This is a genomic window from Croceicoccus sp. Ery5, from assembly GCF_020985325.1.
Taxonomy (GTDB): Bacteria; Pseudomonadota; Alphaproteobacteria; order Sphingomonadales; family Sphingomonadaceae; genus Croceicoccus.
On sequence record NZ_CP087587.1, the window covers coordinates 378,132 to 395,816 of the forward strand.

The window sequence follows — 17,685 nt, forward strand, 5'->3', positions numbered from 1 at the left end:
CCCCTCATTCCTTCCCTTGCCAGGGCGGCCTTGCCGGGCGAAGCCGGATCCCCCACCGGCTTCGCCCCCATGGCTTTTCGCAGTTTCCTCGATTCCGGCACGATGCATCCCGTGCCGCTGGCCGCCAAGGCATCGGTCGACGCCTATCTGGCGACACGGGCCAACGGATCGCCTTGGCCCTCGCACGAGGTGGAAGAGCGGGTGAAGGCGGGGTTCGCGCGGCTGGTCAATGCCGATCCGGCCGGACTTGCATTCGTCCAGAGCACCACCGCGGGCGAGCAATTGGTGATCGATGCGCTGGATATTCCCGCGCGCGGCGGTTCGATCGTTACCGATACGCTGCATTTCTTCGGCTCGTTCTATCTGTACGAAGAGCTGGCGAAACGGGGCATGGATGTGCGCTGGATCAGGCCGGTTGCGGGGCGCATCGATCCCGACGAATATGAAAAACGCATCACTGGCGATACACGGCTGGTCAGCCTGTCGCTGGTGTCGACCTATAACGGTTTCGAACACGATCTTGCCCGCATTTGCGAGATTGCCCATGCGCGCGGCGCGCTGGTCTATGCCGATATCATCCATGCGGCAGGGACGGTTCCGGTCGATCTGCGCGCAGCCAAGGTCGATTTCGCCGCGACGGCCAGCTATAAATGGCTGATGGGCGATTTCGGTCTGGGCTTCCTGTATGTCCGCCCCGACCTGCTGCCGCAGTTGAAACGCCCGCGCTTTGGCTATTACCAGATCGGCAGCTTTCAGCCGCATGTCTATCCGTTCGATCCGCCGGGCGACACGATTGCCGATGCCGCACCGCGCAACGATGCCGAAGGGATGTTCGCCATGGGCACGCGATCGCACGCGGTCATGGCACAGCTGGACTGGTCGCTGCGCTTTCTGCTGGAACAGGGGGTCGAGCGCCTGGTGCAGGCCCGCATGCCGCTGCTGGACCGCCTGCACGACGGGCTGGCCTCGCTGGGGTATGAAACCGTCACGCCGCGCGAAAGCCGCACTCCGCTGGTGACCTGCGCGCTGGAAGGGGCATACCGGCGCCTGTCCGAACCGCTGGAGCGGGCGGGCGTAAAGATCACGCTGTCGCGCAACCGGTTCCGCGTGTGCCCGTCGTTTTTCAATACGCAGGACGATATCGAACGGCTGCTCGATGCCCTGCCGCCAGCCAGTTCCCATGCCACCGACCAATCCTGACAGGATGCCGATGAAAACCCTGCGCACCATTTTAAGCCTGCTGGCGAACCCCGCCGCAACGATCATGGCCGCCGCCGCGCTGGCAGCGCCCGCATCGGCGCAGAACCCCGATCTGCCGATGCCGCCCGCGTTTCTGCGCGCGATGGAACCGATGGAGCCGCGCGACAGCGATACGGTCCGCACGGTCGAAACGCATCACAGCATCGTCATCGGCGGACGGACCATCCCCTATCGCGCGATCGTCACCGAAACGCCCGTCAGGAACGACGCGGGCGAGGTCGCGGTCGTCGCGGTCAGCTATGGCTATATCGCCGAAGGCGGGACGCAGGATCAGGTCAGGCCGGTCCTGTTCATATTCAATGGCGGTCCGGGGGCATCGTCCTCTCCGCTGCATATGAACGCATTCGGCCCGCGCCGCATGGTGACCGGGGACAATGGCAGCGCGCGGATGGCGGATAATCCCCACAGCCTCATCGATGTCGCAGACCTTGTTTTCATCGACCCTCCCGGCACCGGCGCATCCATGCCGGTCAAGGGGCGCGATCCGGCCAGCCTGTTTTCGGTTGACGGCGATGCGCGTGCGGTGGCCGATATGGTGCAGCAATGGCGGGTGGCGAACGGGCGAGAGAATGCCCCCTTTGCATTGGTGGGCGAAAGCTATGGCACGGCCCGGGCACTGGCGATGCTGGGCGCCCAGATAAAGGGCGATCAGCCGCTGCCCGACGGGGTGGCGCTGTTTTCCCTGTCGATCGGTGGCGGTGACGGGCCGGTGATGTCCGATGTCTCGCTGTTCCCGACGCTGGCCGCGACCGCGTGGTATCATGATGCCGTCGACCGGGGCGGCATGGGTGTCGACGAATTTTTCGCCAAGGCGCTGGCCTTTGCGCAGGGCGAGTATGCCGATGCGCTGATTCTGGGCGCAGCGGCAGAGCCTGCGCAGCGGCAGCGCGTTGCAAAAGGGATGGAGCGTTTCCTTGGCCTTCCGGCGGAACAATTCCTGCAATCGGGGCTGAAGCTGGACCGGCAGGCATTCATGCTGGGGCTGCTGGCCGACAAGGGATTGCGAACCGGCCAGCTTGACGGGCGGGTGACGCGGCCCGTTGCGGAATCGAATTTCCATCCGCCCTTCGACGATCCCTCGATGAGCCTTGGGACAGAAACCGGCAATACCATCGCCCGCTATCTGGGCGACGAGCTGGGCTATACGCTGCCCGCCCCCTATCGGAGCCTGAATCTGGGCATTAATTTCAAGTGGAACTGGGGCGACCGGCAGACCTATGCCACGCGCGAATATGTGCCCTATCTGGTGGCCGCCCGCGAACAGAAGCCGGACATCAGCCTGCTGACCGTGGGTGGGTATTACGACATCACCACGCCCGTCCACACCGGCATTTTCGCGCTGAACGCCGCCGGTATCGGCCCGTCGCAGCGCCAATCCATCGCCTATCCGGCAGGGCATTCGGCGTTCGAGGACGAGGATGTGCTGACCCGTTTTGCGCAGGATATGCGTGTGTGGGCGTCCAGCCTGAAGCGTTGAGGGGTCAACCCCGATTGCGGCCGGTTTCAGTCGGGACGCTGCGCGGGCCCTTCTAGTCGGAGCGCTGCGCGGGCCCTTCTAGTTGGAGCGCTGCGCGGGCAGGGTCAATTCAATGGCGGTACGCGCATGGTCGCCGGCGATGCGCAGCGTGCCCTGGTGCCGGTGGACGATGGCCGCCACCAGCGTCAGTCCCAGCCCGTGCCCCGGCAGGTCGCCCGCAGCCGATCCCCTGAAGAACCGCTCGGTCAACCGCTCCGCCTCGCCTTTTTGCAGGGGCACGCCTTCATTCGCAATCACGAAACGGGCCGCGTCTGCGTCGCCCGTCAGCGCGATGCGGATGGTGCTGCCACCGCGCCCGTATTTGACCGCATTGTCGAGAAGATTGCCGATCGCCTGAAACAGCAGGTCGCGGTCCGCCGCCACCGGCAGGGTCGGCGGCGCGTCGAGCGCGATGGCGATCCGGTGCTGCGCGGCTGCCGGTTCGTAAAGTTCGACTGCATCGCGCACTATGGCGGCCAGGTCCACGGGGGCGAAACCCGCGTCATGGCGTCCCCCCTCGATCCGCGCGATGCGCAGCAGGGCATCGAATATCGCTTGCAACCGCGCCAGCTCTGCCCGTGCGGTGGCCAGTAAATCGGTACCGTCGCTTTCGCCTTGCGTGGCGGCTCGGTCCAGGCTGGCCTGTACGCGTGACAGCGGCGTGCGCAATTCATGCGCGATATTGTCGGACACGCGGCGGACCGAATCGAACAATGCCTCGTTCCGCTCCAGCATCAGGTTCAGCGTATCGCTCAGCCGGTCGAAATCGTCGCCGCTGCCATGCACGGGCACGCGTTCGCCCAGACGCCCCGCCATCACCTTGCGCGCGGCGCCCGATATCGCCTCGATCCTGTGGCCGATGGCGCGGCTCATCAGATAGCCGCCCGCAATGGCCAGCAGCAGGACCAGCACGATCATCCCGGGGAACAGCGCCAGTGCCAGATCCTCGCGGTCTTCGACATCCTCGGCATCGCGGCCCACGATCAGGCGGGTGCCGTCGGGAAAGACATGGTCGCGCGACAGGGCGCTGAAATCGATCTCGCCCCCTTCGACATAGACATCGGCCTCGATCGAATAAAATCCGCGCCGCGCGGTGCTGGGCCAGCTGGGAAGATTGGTCGTAACGACACGTCCGTCCGCCGCGATCAGCGTGTGAAACGCGCGGTCGAAGGGTGTCGATGCCTCTGCCCGCGCGTCCAGACGTTCGGCCAGCGCGGTGGTGCCCTGCTGCGCGTAAAGCGCCTCCAGCGTTGCCAGCTCTTCATTCACCTGTGCGCGGATCGCGCCCATGGGACGCGCGACGGCGAGCCAGAAATAGGCCGCGAACAACAGGGCGAGCGAGCCGCAGAACAGCGCCCCATAGATCAGCGCCAGCCGGAACGAGAGCGATTTGAACAGCCTGTCCATCAGGGGCCGAACCGGTATCCGGCCCCGCGCACCGTGCGGATCAGCGGTGCCTGTCCGTCGCCGTCCAGCTTCTGCCGCAGATTGCTGATGTGCTGATCGATGATATTTGTTTGCGGGTCGAAATTATAATCCCACACGCGTTCCAGCAGCATGGCGCGCGTGACGACGCGGCCCGCATTGCGCACCAGTTCGATCAATATGCCGAATTCGCGGGTCGTCAGCTCGATCCGCTTGCCCCCGCGCCGGACGGTCCGGCCCAGCGGGTCGATTTCCAGATCGGCGTGCAGGATCGGGCTGCTATCGGCCGCAGGGTATGCGGATTTGCGGCGGGCCAGCACTTCGACACGGGCCAGCATTTCCGACATGGCAAAGGGCTTGGGCAGATAATCGTCGCCGCCCGCGCGCAGCCCTTTGACCCGTTCGTCCACATCGCTCAGCGCGCTGACGATCAGCACGGGCGTTTTGTCATCGGTGGCGCGCAGTGCGGCCAGTATCTTCATCCCGTCGACATGCGGCAGCATCCGGTCGAGCACGATAACGTCATAGGTTTCGCTGCTGGCCTGCAACAGCCCCTGCCGCCCGTCGCGGCAGAGAGTGACGACATGGCCCGCCTGTTCCAGCCCGCCGCCGATATGGGCGGCCAAAGCGTCGTCATCCTCGATCAGCAAAATCTGCATTCGGCCATGCGTCCCGGTCCAGCGCCGCGATTGCCCGCAATAAGGCCGGCGGTTGGCCGCGACGATAGAGGGTGCCCGCCCGCGGGTCGAGATGCGACTTTCAGACGTTTATGGGCATACGAACATGGGCAAATTCAAATGTTTCGCCCATGCTGCCATCAGCCTTGCCTGCGACAGCGGCGCCCATGGCTGTTCCCGTTCCGATTGCGCGCGGTTCCATGACCGCGACCATCCATGTCCCCGCCATTGGCGGAGCGCACCAGTTCCTGCATTTCCTGCCCGTCGCGTTCGAACTGGCCGCGACCGAGGGATGTATCGTGCGCATTTTCGCGCCATCGGCTGCCGATGCGGACCGGATTGCCGATCTGGCGGAGCAGCTGGGCACCGCGCGGCCCGAAATATGGGTCATGGACCTGCCGCCCCCGCTGGCCGCGATCCTGCCGCGCGCTGCGCATAAGGTGGCGCGGCTGTTGCTGGCGGCGGGGCGGATCCGCGATTGCGATGCGATCCTGTGCGCCGAACGCACCAGCACCATGCTGAAACGCATGCCCGGACGCTGCCCGCCGCTGCTTCATATTCCGCATGGCGCAGGCGACCGTGCCGTGGGGTTCGAGGACCGCTTTCGCCTGTTCGACAAGGTGTTCGTCGCCGGAGACAAGGACCGCCACCGCCTGATCGCGCAAGGCTGTGCCACGCCCGAAAATTGCGTGGTCGGCGGTCCGGTCAAGCTGGCCGAGATGATGCGCATTGCACCTGAGCGACCGCCGCTCTTCCCCGATGACCGGCCCGTGATCCTGTATAACCCGCATTTCCACCGGCGCATGGGCACTGGAGAGGTAATGGCGCGGCGGCTGGCCGATGCCGTTTGCGAGTCGGACCGCTATAATCTGGTCATCGCGCCGCATGTGCGCATGGCCCAAGGCTGGGGCGAGGATAAAAAGGCGCGGTGGCAGGCGCTGGATGTGGCGGGCCGCGTTATGGTCGATCTGGGGTCGGCGCGGTCGGTGGACATGAGCTATACCGCTGGTGCTGCCCTGTATATTGGCGATGTCAGCAGTCAGGTTTACGAATATCTGGTCCGTCCGCGCCCATGCCTGTTCGTCAACGGCCATCATGCCGCATGGCGCGGGAATCCCGATTACGCGATGTGGCGCTTTGGCCCCGTGATCGAACCCGATGACGATCCGGTCGCCGCCATACAGCATGCCTTTGACAGCTGGCCCGATTATGCTGCGTTGCAACAGGAACGCGCGCGCGCCGCGTTCGGCGGGATCGTCTGGGATGCCGATGGGAACGCGCGCTTCGCAGGGCCCGATCCCTGCGCCCGCATTGCCCGCATCATTGCGGCAGACGCGCGCAGGTCAGGGCAGGCATGGCCAGACAGCGGGCCGCGCGATGGCGTGGCGGCGCTCGGCATCTGAAGCGCGGTCAGCCGGTCTGCCAACCGCCGCCCAGCGCAAGGAAGATCGCGATCTGGTCGTCGACCAGCACAGCCTCTGCCGTGGCATGACGCGCTTCGGCCGATGCCAGCGCACTCTGCGCGCTGAGCAGCGAGAGGAAATCGCTGCGGCCATAGCGGAACAGCGTCGCAGCCTGATCCGCCGACAATGCCGCGCTTTGCGATGCGCGTTGCAAGGCAGCGGCCTGATCCAGATCGCTGGCATAGCTGTCGAGTGCCGTTTCTGCCGAACGTAGCGCATCGAGCACGGTGGCATCGAAGCGCGCCTTGTCGGCCTGTACCTGCGCATCGGCCTGATCGATGCGGGCATCGACCTGCGTGCGATAGGGCCAGTTCCAGCTGAGCAGCGGGCCAAGGCCAAAGCTGATCGAATCGGTATCGGGCAGATCGCCGACCCGGTTGAACAGCATCAGGCCGCCCGCAATGCTGACCGAGGGGTAGAGATCGGCCATCGCCACCCCGATGCGGGCCGTATCGGCGGCCAGCATCCGTTCGGCCTGCCGGATATCGGGCCGCCGCCGGATCAGCGCCGCGCCATCGGAAATCGGCATCGGACGGGCAAGCCGGGGCAGCGCATCGCATTGCGCAATGTCGCGCGGATAATCCGCAGGCGGTTTGCCCAGCAATGTCGCCAACAGGTAAAGCGCCCCCTGCCGCTGCGCACGCAGGGCGGGCAGGGCAGCCTTGCTGCTGTCCACCGCGCTTTGTGCGCGGCTGACGTCAAATGCCGTGCCGCGGCCGCCCTGTTGCAGCCTGCGCGTCGCATCCAGCGTTTGTTGTTGCAAATCGACGATATTCTGCGCGGTGGCGATCTGGTCGTTCGCGGCGCATACCTGGGCATAGGCGCGCGCGGTGGCAGCCGCGACGGTGATCCGCACGTGGTCGCGCGCGGCTTCGGTTGCGTCACGGTCGGCGCTGCTGGCCTCTATTGCGCGGGTGATCTTGCCATGCAGGTCGAGCGGATATGTCAGTTGTAGCCCGATCTGGCCCGTCAGCACCCCCGAAAGCCCTGCGCCCGCCGATCGCAGCGAATGGTTGCGCTCTTGCATCAGCGAACCTTCGACCGATGCGCCCAGACCTTCCTCTCCCGCCGTTTCGCGCAGCACTGCCTCTGCGCGCAGCAGATTGGCATCTGCGGCGCGCAGATCGGCATTGGCAGCCAGCGCCTGTTGCACCAGATCGTCCAGACGGGGGTCGTCGTATAATTGCCACCAGCGGTCGGGCAGCGGATCAGACGCAAAGGCGGGATTGTCGCCCGCATCGAACGCGCCTTGCGCCGACGGGGCGACCGCGATGCTGTCGGCGGGCAGCGCGTAATCGGGCCCCGCCGTCGCGCAACCCGTCAGTGCCAGAGCGGCGGCGGCACTCGCGGACAGGAAACGAAAACGGATCATGCCGCCGTCCCTGACTTTTCGCGGACCGGTTCGACCGTGACGGTCGCGGTGCGGCCCGGGATCAGGCGGATGCCATCGGGCACATCGGTCAGCTCGATACGCACGGGTATGCGCTGGGGCAGGCGCACCCATGCAAAGGTCGCCTCGACATCGGGCAGCAGATTGCCCGCGCTGCCCCGCGTATTGTCATTGATGCCCGCCGCGATGCTTTCGACGCGGCCGGTGATATCCCTGTCCTCACCCATCAGATGCACGGTGACGGGCGCACCGATGCGGATCAGCGGCAGCTTCGTTTCTTCGAAATAGCCTTCGATCCGCAGCGATCCGCTGTCGACCAGCGCCATCGCCTGCGTTCCGGCAGCAAGATAATCGCCCGGATGCAGATCGAGATTGGTGACGGTGCCGTCGACCGACGCGTGCACCTGCGTGCGCCGCAGGTTCAGCAATGCGCCGTCCAGCATGGAATTCGCCTCTGCCAAAGCGGCACTGGCGACGGCGACGCGGGCGACATTCTGTTCATGCGTTTCGGCGGCGACCAGATCGCCCAACGCCCGGTCGCGCGCAGCCTCGCGCCGGGCCTGCGCCAGCGTGGCCTTTGCGCTGGCGACACTGGCGCGCGCCTGTTCCACGGCAAGGCTGTATCGCGGCTTGTCGAGCACGAACAGCAGGTCGCCTGCCGCAACATGCTGGTTGTCATGTACCTCCACCGAGGTGACGAGGCCCGAAATATCGGGCGTCACGCGCACCACTTCGGCGCGTACCCTGCCGTCGCGGGTCCATGGGCTGTTTTCGTAATGGTTCCACATCCAGACCGCGACGGACAGTGCGATCAGGACGATGACAATGGTGGCCACGCTGCGGGCCAGTTTGGGCAGAATGTTTTTCATGGGGCAAAACCGGTCAGGGGGAGGATCAGCGCAACCGCGCCGAAGATGATGACGAACAGGGCCAGATCGACCAGCGCGCGATAGGCGACAAAGCGATATAGGCCGAGGCGGTTGAACAGGCCGATCAGCAGCACCGTCAGCACAAGGGCGACAAGGCCGAAGACCAGCAGCGAAGGCACGAAAATGCCGTTGAGGGAATACTCTCCGTTCACGGGCGATTCTCCTGCCGGCCAGCGAAAGGGGCAGCATCGGCGAACATGGTGCGCCGCAGGGTGATCAGCGCCAGCACGCCGCGCCGCCGGACGTCGGGCGCGCCGGATGCCACCGACTGGCGCAGCGCTTCGTCGATCGCATGCAGCAATGCGGGATCGCTCTGCGGCGTGCGGTGGGGGACCAGCCTGCGATAGAATGCGCCGATGCGGCCCAGCACGTCGGCCAGTGCGGCGCGGGGAGCAATGGCTGCATCACGGCGCAAGGCGCGTAATTCGCCGATGGCAACCCCCGTGCGCAGGTCGCGCAGAATATCGTACAGCGGTTCCCCCGCTGATTTGCCCATCGCGGCAAGGCGCGGTTCCAGCAACGCCTGCCGGTCCAGCATGCGCGCGATCCACCCCTTGATATCGGGGCGCGCCCAATTGTCGCTATGGTCCGCGATATCGGTCCAGCCGGCCCGCAGGTTACGCCGGATCGCATGTTCGATCCCCGCCGTCTGCATGATCCGCATCATCACTGCCGCGAACAGTATCGCGGCCATCATGGCGACCTGCGAATTCATGAATGTCGCGAAATTGGCAGGCACGCCGGGGCCGATATCGACGCCGAATTGTTCCGACACGATAAACGGGCTGCCCAAACCCAGCAGCGCGGGCAGGGCAAGGCCCATATAGCGCGGATTGCTCAGCATGCTGCCCAGCACCAGCAATGGCGGGGCCAGTGCGGCGACCATTTCGGGAAAACCGTCGATAGAGGGCAGGATCGCAAAGGCATAGGCCGCGCCCAGCACGACCGAGATGGCGGTCCCTTTCAGAAAGCCGACGACCGGTGCGAGCCCGTTGTCCAGCGCGCCGAACAGCGCGGGAAACACCGATGCCAGCATCACGAATGTGCCGCCGTCGTGCCAACCCGATCCGATCCATAATGTGCAGCCGATAATCACCGTCAGCGCGGCGCCCGATGCTACGCGCACCGCGCCCGCCACATCGCGGTTGAGCGGTCTGGCGCCTGTGCCTTCCAGCAAGGCGGGAATGCGCGGCGACACCGGTTTGCGCGTCGCGCTGGCAAGCTGCGCGTGCAACAGGCGGCAATTGACATGCGCCTCGATCAGGCCGGACAGGCGCGCGATCAGGCTTAATTCCATCATGGCGTGCCAGTCGCTGTTACCGTCGATCACCGGTTCCAGCGCGGCGCAGCGGTCGATCAGCTGTTGGCCCGTTTCTTCCACGATAGCGGGGTCGCCGCCCGGATCCGCCACCCATGCGCGGGCATCGGCGATCAGTCGGTCGACAGCCGGTGCCAGCCCGCGATCTCCCGACAGAAAGGCGATGCGATCCGCAATCGCTGCTCCCAGCGGCATCAGCGCGGCCAGATTATCCTCCAGCGCGCGGATCACGCGGATGCGCGGGGCGGGGCGGTTCGTCTCGAACGGCAGATGGGTCGCGAACTGGTGCAGTTCGGTAATGTCCTGCGCCAACCGCCGCCTTTCTGCATCGACCGACGGGTCGGGAGCGGGTTGCAGCGTGTCGCGGCTCCAGCGTTCGGCATCGGCCAGAATGTCGGCTATCCGCCCCATCAGGAATTGCGCGCCCGATCGCGGCAAAACGACCGCATGGACCAGCGCCGAACAGGTGATGCCAATGGCGATTTCCTGCGCCCGCAGCGAGGCGACGTCGAAGATATGGTCGGGCGCCTGCACGGTGGGCCACACGATCAGCCCTGCGGTATAACCCGCCAGCGCGAAGATATAGGATGTCGGCGTCCGGTCGAGCAGCGAGACAAAGACGCACAGCGCCAGCCAGCATGCCATCACCGACACCAGAATGACCGGCGCGTGCACGAACAGCGGCACCACCAGCACCGAAAACGCCGCCCCCGCCAGCGTTCCGATCAGGCGGATGCTGGCACGGGAAACGACTGCGCCCGCGAACGGGCCGGAAATGATATAGGCCGTCAGGAACGCCCAATATGGCCGTTCCAGCCCGATGGAAAAGGCGACGAACATCGCCAGCATGGCCGCGATAAAGCACTTCAGGCTGAAGATCGCGGCATCGATGCCCCATTTGCCCATCATCAGCGGGGCCGCTTTTGCGCGACGCGTTCGGAGACGAGCGTCAGCACGTCGACTGCGGTTTGCAGGTCGGCGTCGGAAATGCCGCCGAGCAGTTCGGCGCGCAAATCCATCAGCCGCTCATCGATCAACCGCGCCAGCCGTGCGCCTTCTGCGGTCAGATGCAGCGTTTTCGCGCGCGCATCATCGGCATCGGTGCGGCGCTGGACCAGAGCGGCGCGTTCCAGATGTTGCAGCGTGCGGACCAATGAAGCCTCGGCAATGCCAATGGCGCGGGCAAGATCGGCCTGCCGCGCCCCGTCGCCCAGACGTTCGAGGTGGAGCAGCGCATAGCCGGTCGAGTTCGAGATATTGAGCGAGGCCAACACCTGGTCGGCCAATTGCCGCCATGCGCGGGCGAGGCTGATGACTTCGGCCGGCAGGGCGGCAGCAAGATTCGGGCGGTTGGGCATATTCATTAGTTAGGCACCTAACTAATTTGCCGCAAGGGGTGGTTTCGGTTTTTTATACAGGGTCAGCCGGTGTGACTGTCGCGGGTGGATTTGGGCGGGAAGGCCATCCCCCGATTGCCGTCCCGCCCGCCGGTAACAAGGGCTTGCGCGCGCCCAGAACCCGCGCTTGCCCCTGATCCAGCTAGTCACCCATTACTGCGATTGGCTCGCATTTGCAATAAAGAGTGGGGATTTTAGATACAAAAAGACCGGCGCGAAGGCCGGTCTCTGGCGATGCCGTTGTCGGGTCGCCGGGCCGCTCGCGCAGCCGAATGGAAAGAGGCGGGGCCGAAACCCCGCCTCCTCGCAAAGACTACATATCGTCCACGGCCTTGCTGACCAGCACGTTCACCGCAACGCGGCGGTTCTGTGCCTTGCCTTCGGGCGTCGAGTTGTCGGCCGTCGGGTCGGCTTCCGACATGCCGGTCGGGGTCAGCATGCGATAGGGCTTCCAGCCGCAGGCCTGCTGCAGATGGTTCACCACGCGGCCTGCGCGCTTCTCGCTCAGCACCTGGTTATATTCCTGGCTGCCGTCGGAATCGGTGTAACCGACCACCAGCATCAGGGCATTGTCCATGCCCTCGGCCTGCGTCGCGGTGTTGCACAGCGCCTGCTTCGCTTCTTCGGTCAGGTTAAACTTGCCGCTGGCGAAATTGACGTTGGTGACCGCCTTGACATTGTACTGGTCGATATCGCCGAACCGGCCACGCAGAGCCTCGGTCGCGGCGGCGTTCTTTTCGATCGCCAGTTCATTCTCGGCGAAACGCTGGCCGGTGCCGTTCGCGATCATTTCGGCGGTCTTCAGGTCCTTGGACTTCAGATCGATCGCACCCGCGACAAGACCGCCGCTCCACTGCAGCGTCTCGACCGAAACGGGCAGGCCGTTCAGCAGCTGGTTCGATGCCAGACGGTCCTTGTTCAGGCCCAGAAAGCCGCCGCTCGACTTGATCTTGGTCTCGTCGGTCACGGTGATCACGGTCTTGGTGCCGTCTTCCGCCGTGATTTGCATCTGATTGCCGCTGCGCGCGGTGATCATGCCTTCGATGTCGGGGCCATCGGTCATTTGCGACAGGGCAGGCATCTGCGAGCCATACGAGCTGGTCAGCACATCGCCGCTGGCCTGATCCTGCGCATGCGCGGCAACGCCGCCCGTTACGGGCAGGGCCATCGCGGCCAGCAGCAACATTGCCTTGGAACGTTTGGAAAGGGCATTCATACAGGTCACTCCTTCAGTTCGATCAGCCGATCATCGCGTTGAATGCGGGCCGCTCTGCCCCGCTTCCCCCCGTGATGCGTGTCCGACTGTCAGATCTCTCACCCCACTTGAAAAACTCATGCGACATCGCTGCCGCACCAGAACGCCAGTGCTGACTGTTTACCTTAACCTTGCTGTCAGATGAACAGCTTTTGCAGGACGACGAGTTGAGTGGTCCGCTTGACCGGCTTGTGCGACGAGCCGTTGCGGAGAGCTTCGGACAAAGGCCCGATCGGGCGGCGTTCAAACCGCCTTTGTGCCTGTGCCGGTGCAGAATCCGGCGGCGCGTTAGTGCAGCAAGAATGCGTCCATAATGTGTCCATATTGCGCGCCGAAACCGGCTTGTCGCCGCAACATGCGGCGCGCGATGAAAGGAATGGATATGAATTTAGGACGGATCGCGACATCGATGGCGGCACCGGTGCTGTTCGGCACCGCCATCTGGGCGCAGACGGTCAGCCCCGCCGCGGCACAGCAGCGGCCCGAGCGACCCGAGGGCGGCCGTGGGCCGAGCGAGGCGATGCTGGCGGCGTGCAGCGGTAAGCAAGAGGCCGATGCATGCAGCGTTGCCAATGCGGACGGAACCGAGGTTGCGGGCACTTGCCGCGCGCCCAAGGGCAAGGCGCCTGCCTGCCTGCCCGAAGGCATGGGGCCGCCGCCTGGGCGCCAGGGCGGTCCCCGCAGCACGCCCGACGACAACGCCGATTGATATGTCGGGACGACTGGCCGGCGAAAATGCCGGTCAGCGCGGCTTGCGCGCGGGTCGCGTCGGTTCGAAGCGATAGCCGGACCCGTAAACCGAACCGATCCCGCCCGCATCCGCGTTCACCGCCGCCATCTTGCGGCGGATATTCTTCACATGGCTGTCGATCGCGCGGTCCCCGCTTTCCAGCGCATGTTCGCCAAGCTGGTCCAGCAATTGCGCGCGCGAATAGACGCGGCCGGGATATTTCATCATCGCGCCCAACAGGCGAAACTCCGAAGGGGACAGATCCAGCCATGCGCCATGCCACGCGATGCGCTGGCCATCTTCGTCCACCAGAAACGCTTGCGCTTCGGGATTGCGGGTCATGCGCCCTTCCGACCGGCGGATCAGCGCGTTGATGCGCGCGACCACTTCGGCGGGGCTGAAGGGCTTGGTCACATAATCGTCGGCACCGATGTCCAGTGCTTCCAGCTTGTCGCGCTCTTCCACCCGCGCGGTCAGCATCAGGATCGGGGCGGGAAAAAACTCGCGCAACTGGCGGCACAGATCGACGCCGTTGCCCGCAGGCAGCATCACGTCGAGGATGATCGCGGCGGGCGGTTCGCGGCGCGCGCAATCGACCACCGAACGGGCATCGGGGAATATGCGCGGTCGGTGGCCGTGCCCTGCCAGATAATCGGCCACGATCTGCGCAATCTTTGCATCGTCCTCCACGACAAAGATGGATCTTGCGGCGCTCATGCGCTTTGCGTCCGTGCATTGACGGGCAGGGTGATCGCGATCTTCACCCCACCAAGATCCGATGGACCCGCCACAATGGTGCCGCCATGCGCCGCCGCAATGGCGCGCGCCACTGCCAGCCCCATGCCGCTTCCGCCCGAAATCCGGTCGCGCGCTTCCTCCAGCCGGTGGAGCGGTTCGAACATCTGCTCCAGCTGGTCGGCAGGCACGCCGGGGGCGGTGTCCTCCACCGTGATCGACACTGTCTCTTCGTCCGATGCCAGCGTCACCCGCACCATGCCGGGCGCATCGGTATAGCGGATGGCATTGGTGATCACATTGCCCAGCAATTGTTCGATCCGTTGCCGGTCCCAAACGACGGGCAAGGCAAGGTCGGGGCCACTGTCGGTTTCGATATCCAGACCCGCCTCGTCCAAAGCGGCGCCGAAGCGGGCGGTGATCCCCTCGACCAACAGCACCGCATCGGTTTCCGCAAGACATTGCGAGGGCGCACCCAGATCGCTGACCGCCATGAAATGCAAATCCTCGATCAGCAGGTTCAGCCGCTGCGCTTCCTCGGAAAGGGACTTCACTGCCTTCATATCGATGGGGCGGATGCCGTCTTCCAGCGCGTTCAGCTCGCCGCGCAGCACGGTCAGCGGCGTGCGCAATTCATGGCTGATCTCGGCCAGCCAGCGCCGCCTTGCGCTTTCCAAGCGCGCAAGCCCTTGGGCCATGGCGTTGATGTTCTGGCCCATCAGCGCAATCTCGTCGCTGCCGCGCGTTTCGACCCGCGCCGCGAAATCGCCGCTGGCGATGGCATTGGTCGCCTGTTGCACCGCTGCGATCTTGCGCACCGTGGCGCGGGCGAGGAACCATGCGAACAGGCCCGACAGCATCAGCAGAAGGCCGGTGACGATGATCACCCCGCGGAACTGGCCGCGCAGAAACACGAATTCGATCGAGCGCGGGGCAGGGCCGCGCGGGGCGAGCCGTGCGGTGGCAACCGGCTTGCCGTCGAAGCGGATGGGCTCGGACGGGCCGGATGCGTCGGATGCGCCGGATGAAGGGGATTGCGGCGTGGGATCGGTCGCGCCGCTAAAGATCAGCCTGCCGGCGGTATCGTAAAGCTGCAAGCGGCGGGCGAACATGTCGGGCGGGGGCGGTCCCATGCGCGGCGGGCCGTCGGGACCTTTCGGGCGAGGTTCCTGACCCTTTGGCTCCGGCGGGCCGTTTTTTTGAAAGAACGGTCGAAACGGACGTCCTTCCTGTTCCAGCCGTTCGCGCAGGAATTGCGGCGGAAAGCCGCGAATGCGCCCCTCGTCCGCCATTTGCCGGACGGCGGCCTTCAGGCTGGCCGGATCGGGCGCGAAATCCCCTGCGGCATCCTTTTCCTGCAAAAAAGTCTCGAAATCCCCCGCGAACCCTTCGAGCAATTCGGCGTCGCGCGCGTCGAGATAGCGGTCGAAACCGCGATCAAGATTCCACGCCAGCACCCCCGCCATCAACAGGGCGGCCAGCATCGCGGTGAGCGAGAAGAACAGGAAGTGCTTGTGTATAAGGCGCATGGATTTCCGTCCGTCCGTACAGCCAAATGCAGGACGGACAACAGCCCATAGCGAAGCAGGCAAATGTGAGCGAATTATGGGCGGCGCCCAATCCGTGGTGGGCGCGGCAGGGATTGAACCTGCGACCCCACCCGTGTGAAGGGTGTGCTCTACCACTGAGCTACGCGCCCGCTGACGGTCATAAAGGGCGAGAAGAATCACCCTTGCGTCGGCAGAGGCGCGCCTTTGCCAGAGCGCGAAGCCGTTGACAAGCATCCCGTTACCGCTAGAGGCCCGAACCGACATGACCGAAGACAACACCACTCCCGATTCCGCGGCCGAGGCCGCACCGGCCACCACCGGGCCCGACGTGCCGCCCGATCATCTGGCGATCGATCCGCGCAGCCGGCATTTCGATGGCGATGTGCTGCGCCGCGGCGTGGGCATCCGCTTCAAGGGCGCCGTGCGCACCAATATCGAGGAATATTGCATTTCCGAGGGCTGGGTCCGCGTGCAGGCGGGCAAGACCATGGACCGCAAGGGGCGCCCGCTGACGATCAAGCTGAACGGCCCGGTCGAGGCCTGGTTCGAGGATCTGGGCGAAGACGCTCCGGTCGCGAAAGCCGGCTGAACATCGGCGCTGCCGTGCAATTGAGTTGCAAGGTGGCGCGATAAACGCCACCTCTCGCATGATGCTACCAGAAGTCGTCATCATCGGACGCCCCAATGTGGGCAAGTCGACCCTGTGGAACAGGCTCGTCGGCAAGAAGCTTGCGCTGGTCGACGACCAGCCGGGGGTGACGCGCGACCGCCGTTTCGGCGATGCGGAGCTGCTGGGCCTGAAATTCCAGATCGTCGATACCGCCGGTTGGGAGGATGACGAGGCCGAAACGCTGCCCGGACGGATGCGCAAGCAGACCGAGGCGGCGCTGGTCGGCGCGGCGCTGGCGCTGTTCGTGATCGATTCGCGCGCGGGGCTGACACCGCTGGACGAGGAAATCGCCCGCTGGCTGCGCGGTCAGAGCGTGCCGGTGGTGCTGGTCGCCAACAAGGCCGAGGGCAGCGCGGGCGATGCGGGCCTGTATGAAAGTTTCGCATTGGGCTTTGGCGACCCGGTGGCGATGTCGGCCGAGCATGGCGAAGGCGTGGCAGACCTGTTCGAAGCGATCCTGCCTATTCTCGACCCTTTGCAACCGGAAGACGCGTTTCCGGTCGAGGATGACGGTGAGGAAAAGCCGCTCGGCCCATTGAAGCTGGCCATCGTGGGCCGCCCCAATGCGGGCAAGTCGACGCTGATCAACCGGCTGCTGCAGGAAGACCGGCTGCTGACGGGTCCCGAGGCCGGGATCACGCGCGATTCGATCACCATCGACTGGCACTGGACCGATCCGCGCGACGGCGAGATCCGCGACCTGAAGCTGATCGACACCGCCGGCATGCGCAAGCGCGCCCGAGTGACCGACAAGCTGGAGCGCATGGCGGTGGCCGATGCGCGCCACGCGGTCGATTTCGCCGAAGTCGTGGTGCTGCTGCTGGATGCGACCCTGGGGCTGGAGCATCAGGACCTGAAAATCGCAGCCCATGCTGTCGAGGAAGGGCGCGCCCTGATCGTCGCCATCAACAAATGGGACGTGGCGGCAGAGCCGTCGGCCTTGTTCAACGGCATCCGCGCCGCGCTGGACGAAGGGCTGGCGCAGGTGCGCGGCGTGCCATTGGTCGCTGTATCGGCCAAGACCGGCAAGGGTACCGACCAGCTGTTGCAGGCAGCCTTTGACATTCGTGAACAGTGGAACCGTCGTGTGCCGACGGCGGCGCTGAACCGCTGGTTCGACGATGCCCTTGCCGCCAATCCGCCACCTGCGCCCGGCGGCAAGCGGATCAAGATGCGTTATATCACGCAGGTCGGCGCCCGCCCGCCGCGTTTCGTGATCTTCGGCACGCGGCTCGACGATGTACCCGAAAGCTACCGCCGCTATCTGGTCAATGGCATCCGCCGCGAACTGGGCTTTGGCGCCGTGCCCGTGCGCCTGATGCTGCGCAGCGCAAAGAACCCCTACGCCAATAAGGACTGATTTCGCGGGG

16 protein-coding genes and 1 tRNA gene are annotated in these 17,685 nt (G+C 65.1%); 6 read left to right on the forward strand and 11 right to left on the reverse strand.

What is annotated here, in order from left to right:
* Positions 1–69: 69 nt before the first annotated feature.
* Both LOZ74_RS01845 and LOZ74_RS01850 read left to right on the forward strand, forming a co-directional pair.
* Positions 70–1,200: an aminotransferase class V-fold PLP-dependent enzyme gene (locus tag LOZ74_RS01845; protein WP_230292641.1), complete on the forward strand. Its 1,131-nt coding sequence runs from the start codon at positions 70–72 to the stop codon at positions 1,198–1,200.
* 4 nt (positions 1,201–1,204) lie between these two features.
* Positions 1,205–2,737, forward strand: a complete 1,533-nt coding sequence (locus LOZ74_RS01850; protein ID WP_230292642.1) for a peptidase S10 — start codon at positions 1,205–1,207, stop codon at positions 2,735–2,737.
* 78 nt (positions 2,738–2,815) lie between these two features.
* On the opposite strand, the gene LOZ74_RS01855 is transcribed toward LOZ74_RS01850, so the two are convergent.
* Together LOZ74_RS01855 and LOZ74_RS01860 are read right to left on the reverse strand one after the other, a co-directional pair.
* Positions 2,816–4,183, reverse strand: a complete 1,368-nt coding sequence (locus LOZ74_RS01855) for a HAMP domain-containing sensor histidine kinase (RefSeq protein ID WP_230292643.1) — start codon at positions 4,181–4,183, stop codon at positions 2,816–2,818.
* Positions 4,183–4,860 (reverse strand): response regulator transcription factor, encoded by a 678-nt coding sequence (locus LOZ74_RS01860; RefSeq protein ID WP_230292644.1) that lies wholly within the window; start codon positions 4,858–4,860, stop codon positions 4,183–4,185. The genes LOZ74_RS01855 and LOZ74_RS01860 overlap by 1 nt, the downstream gene beginning before the upstream one ends.
* 218 nt (positions 4,861–5,078) lie before the next feature.
* On the opposite strand from LOZ74_RS01860, the gene LOZ74_RS01865 reads away from it, so the two are divergent.
* Entirely contained in the window at positions 5,079–6,281 is a 1,203-nt protein-coding gene (locus tag LOZ74_RS01865) for a glycosyl transferase (RefSeq protein WP_230292645.1), read from the forward strand.
* A gap of 7 nt (positions 6,282–6,288) precedes the next feature.
* Here the strand turns inward: LOZ74_RS01865 and LOZ74_RS01870 are convergent, their stop codons facing one another.
* The 6 genes from LOZ74_RS01870 to LOZ74_RS01895 all read right to left on the reverse strand — a co-directional run bounded on the left by LOZ74_RS01870 (position 6,289) and on the right by LOZ74_RS01895 (position 12,591).
* Positions 6,289–7,713 carry an efflux transporter outer membrane subunit gene (locus LOZ74_RS01870; RefSeq protein ID WP_230292646.1) on the reverse strand — a complete coding sequence of 475 codons (1,425 nt, stop codon included), beginning with the start codon at positions 7,711–7,713 and terminating at the stop codon, positions 6,289–6,291.
* A complete protein-coding gene (locus LOZ74_RS01875) occupies positions 7,710–8,600 on the reverse strand; it encodes an HlyD family secretion protein (protein ID WP_230292647.1) in 891 nt (296 codons plus the stop codon). Before LOZ74_RS01875 ends, LOZ74_RS01870 begins: the two co-directional genes overlap by 4 nt.
* Entirely contained in the window at positions 8,597–8,812 is a 216-nt protein-coding gene (locus LOZ74_RS01880) for a DUF1656 domain-containing protein (RefSeq protein WP_230292648.1), read from the reverse strand. The genes LOZ74_RS01875 and LOZ74_RS01880 overlap by 4 nt, the downstream gene beginning before the upstream one ends.
* The gene (locus tag LOZ74_RS01885) at positions 8,809–10,887 is read right to left on the reverse strand and encodes an FUSC family protein (RefSeq protein ID WP_230292649.1); all 2,079 of its coding nucleotides are present in this window, start codon (positions 10,885–10,887) and stop codon (positions 8,809–8,811) included. Before LOZ74_RS01885 ends, LOZ74_RS01880 begins: the two co-directional genes overlap by 4 nt.
* On the reverse strand, positions 10,887–11,336 hold the full coding sequence (locus tag LOZ74_RS01890; RefSeq protein WP_230292650.1) for a MarR family transcriptional regulator: 450 nt from the start codon (positions 11,334–11,336) through the stop codon (positions 10,887–10,889). Before LOZ74_RS01890 ends, LOZ74_RS01885 begins: the two co-directional genes overlap by 1 nt.
* 352 nt (positions 11,337–11,688) lie before the next feature.
* On the reverse strand, positions 11,689–12,591 hold the full coding sequence (locus tag LOZ74_RS01895; protein ID WP_230292651.1) for an OmpA family protein: 903 nt from the start codon (positions 12,589–12,591) through the stop codon (positions 11,689–11,691).
* 421 nt (positions 12,592–13,012) lie between these two features.
* Here LOZ74_RS01895 and LOZ74_RS01900 point away from each other — a divergent pair, with 421 nt between their 5' ends.
* Positions 13,013–13,339 carry a hypothetical protein gene (locus tag LOZ74_RS01900; protein ID WP_230292652.1) on the forward strand — a complete coding sequence of 109 codons (327 nt, stop codon included), beginning with the start codon at positions 13,013–13,015 and terminating at the stop codon, positions 13,337–13,339.
* A gap of 33 nt (positions 13,340–13,372) precedes the next feature.
* Here the strand turns inward: LOZ74_RS01900 and LOZ74_RS01905 are convergent, their stop codons facing one another.
* From LOZ74_RS01905 to LOZ74_RS01915, 3 genes are all read right to left on the reverse strand, one after another.
* Positions 13,373–14,077, reverse strand: coding sequence for a response regulator (locus LOZ74_RS01905; RefSeq protein WP_230292653.1), 705 nt, complete (start codon positions 14,075–14,077; stop codon positions 13,373–13,375).
* Positions 14,074–15,624, reverse strand: coding sequence for an ATP-binding protein (locus tag LOZ74_RS01910; RefSeq protein WP_230292654.1), 1,551 nt, complete (start codon positions 15,622–15,624; stop codon positions 14,074–14,076). Before LOZ74_RS01910 ends, LOZ74_RS01905 begins: the two co-directional genes overlap by 4 nt.
* A gap of 95 nt (positions 15,625–15,719) precedes the next feature.
* A tRNA-Val gene (locus LOZ74_RS01915) sits at positions 15,720–15,794 on the reverse strand.
* Between the two features lie 113 nt (positions 15,795–15,907).
* Between LOZ74_RS01915 and LOZ74_RS01920 the strand changes: the two genes are divergently transcribed.
* Together LOZ74_RS01920 and der are read left to right on the forward strand one after the other, a co-directional pair.
* A complete protein-coding gene (locus LOZ74_RS01920) occupies positions 15,908–16,234 on the forward strand; it encodes a DUF3297 family protein (protein WP_230292655.1) in 327 nt (108 codons plus the stop codon).
* Between the two features lie 61 nt (positions 16,235–16,295).
* Positions 16,296–17,675 (forward strand): ribosome biogenesis GTPase Der, encoded by a 1,380-nt coding sequence (gene der, locus LOZ74_RS01925; protein WP_230293781.1) that lies wholly within the window; start codon positions 16,296–16,298, stop codon positions 17,673–17,675.
* The last annotated feature ends 10 nt before the right edge of the window (positions 17,676–17,685 follow it).

Excerpts from the sequence above, each read along its gene's own strand:
- LOZ74_RS01845 (WP_230292641.1), top strand. The coding sequence starts at position 70 with ATGGCTTTTCGCAGTTTCCTCGATTCCGGCACGATGCATCCCGTGCCG.
- LOZ74_RS01850 (WP_230292642.1), top strand. The coding sequence starts at position 1,205 with ATGCCGATGAAAACCCTGCGCACCATTTTAAGCCTGCTGGCGAACCCC.
- LOZ74_RS01855 (WP_230292643.1), bottom strand. The coding sequence starts at position 4,183 with ATGGACAGGCTGTTCAAATCGCTCTCGTTCCGGCTGGCGCTGATCTAT.
- LOZ74_RS01860 (WP_230292644.1), bottom strand. The coding sequence starts at position 4,860 with ATGCAGATTTTGCTGATCGAGGATGACGACGCTTTGGCCGCCCATATC.
- LOZ74_RS01865 (WP_230292645.1), top strand. The coding sequence starts at position 5,079 with ATGACCGCGACCATCCATGTCCCCGCCATTGGCGGAGCGCACCAGTTC.
- LOZ74_RS01870 (WP_230292646.1), bottom strand. The coding sequence starts at position 7,713 with ATGATCCGTTTTCGTTTCCTGTCCGCGAGTGCCGCCGCCGCTCTGGCA.
- LOZ74_RS01875 (WP_230292647.1), bottom strand. The coding sequence starts at position 8,600 with ATGAAAAACATTCTGCCCAAACTGGCCCGCAGCGTGGCCACCATTGTC.
- LOZ74_RS01885 (WP_230292649.1), bottom strand. The coding sequence starts at position 10,887 with ATGATGGGCAAATGGGGCATCGATGCCGCGATCTTCAGCCTGAAGTGC.
- LOZ74_RS01890 (WP_230292650.1), bottom strand. The coding sequence starts at position 11,336 with ATGCCCAACCGCCCGAATCTTGCTGCCGCCCTGCCGGCCGAAGTCATC.
- LOZ74_RS01895 (WP_230292651.1), bottom strand. The coding sequence starts at position 12,591 with ATGAATGCCCTTTCCAAACGTTCCAAGGCAATGTTGCTGCTGGCCGCG.
- LOZ74_RS01900 (WP_230292652.1), top strand. The coding sequence starts at position 13,013 with ATGAATTTAGGACGGATCGCGACATCGATGGCGGCACCGGTGCTGTTC.
- LOZ74_RS01905 (WP_230292653.1), bottom strand. The coding sequence starts at position 14,077 with ATGAGCGCCGCAAGATCCATCTTTGTCGTGGAGGACGATGCAAAGATT.
- LOZ74_RS01910 (WP_230292654.1), bottom strand. The coding sequence starts at position 15,624 with ATGCGCCTTATACACAAGCACTTCCTGTTCTTCTCGCTCACCGCGATG.
- LOZ74_RS01920 (WP_230292655.1), top strand. The coding sequence starts at position 15,908 with ATGACCGAAGACAACACCACTCCCGATTCCGCGGCCGAGGCCGCACCG.
- der (WP_230293781.1), top strand. The coding sequence starts at position 16,296 with ATGCTACCAGAAGTCGTCATCATCGGACGCCCCAATGTGGGCAAGTCG.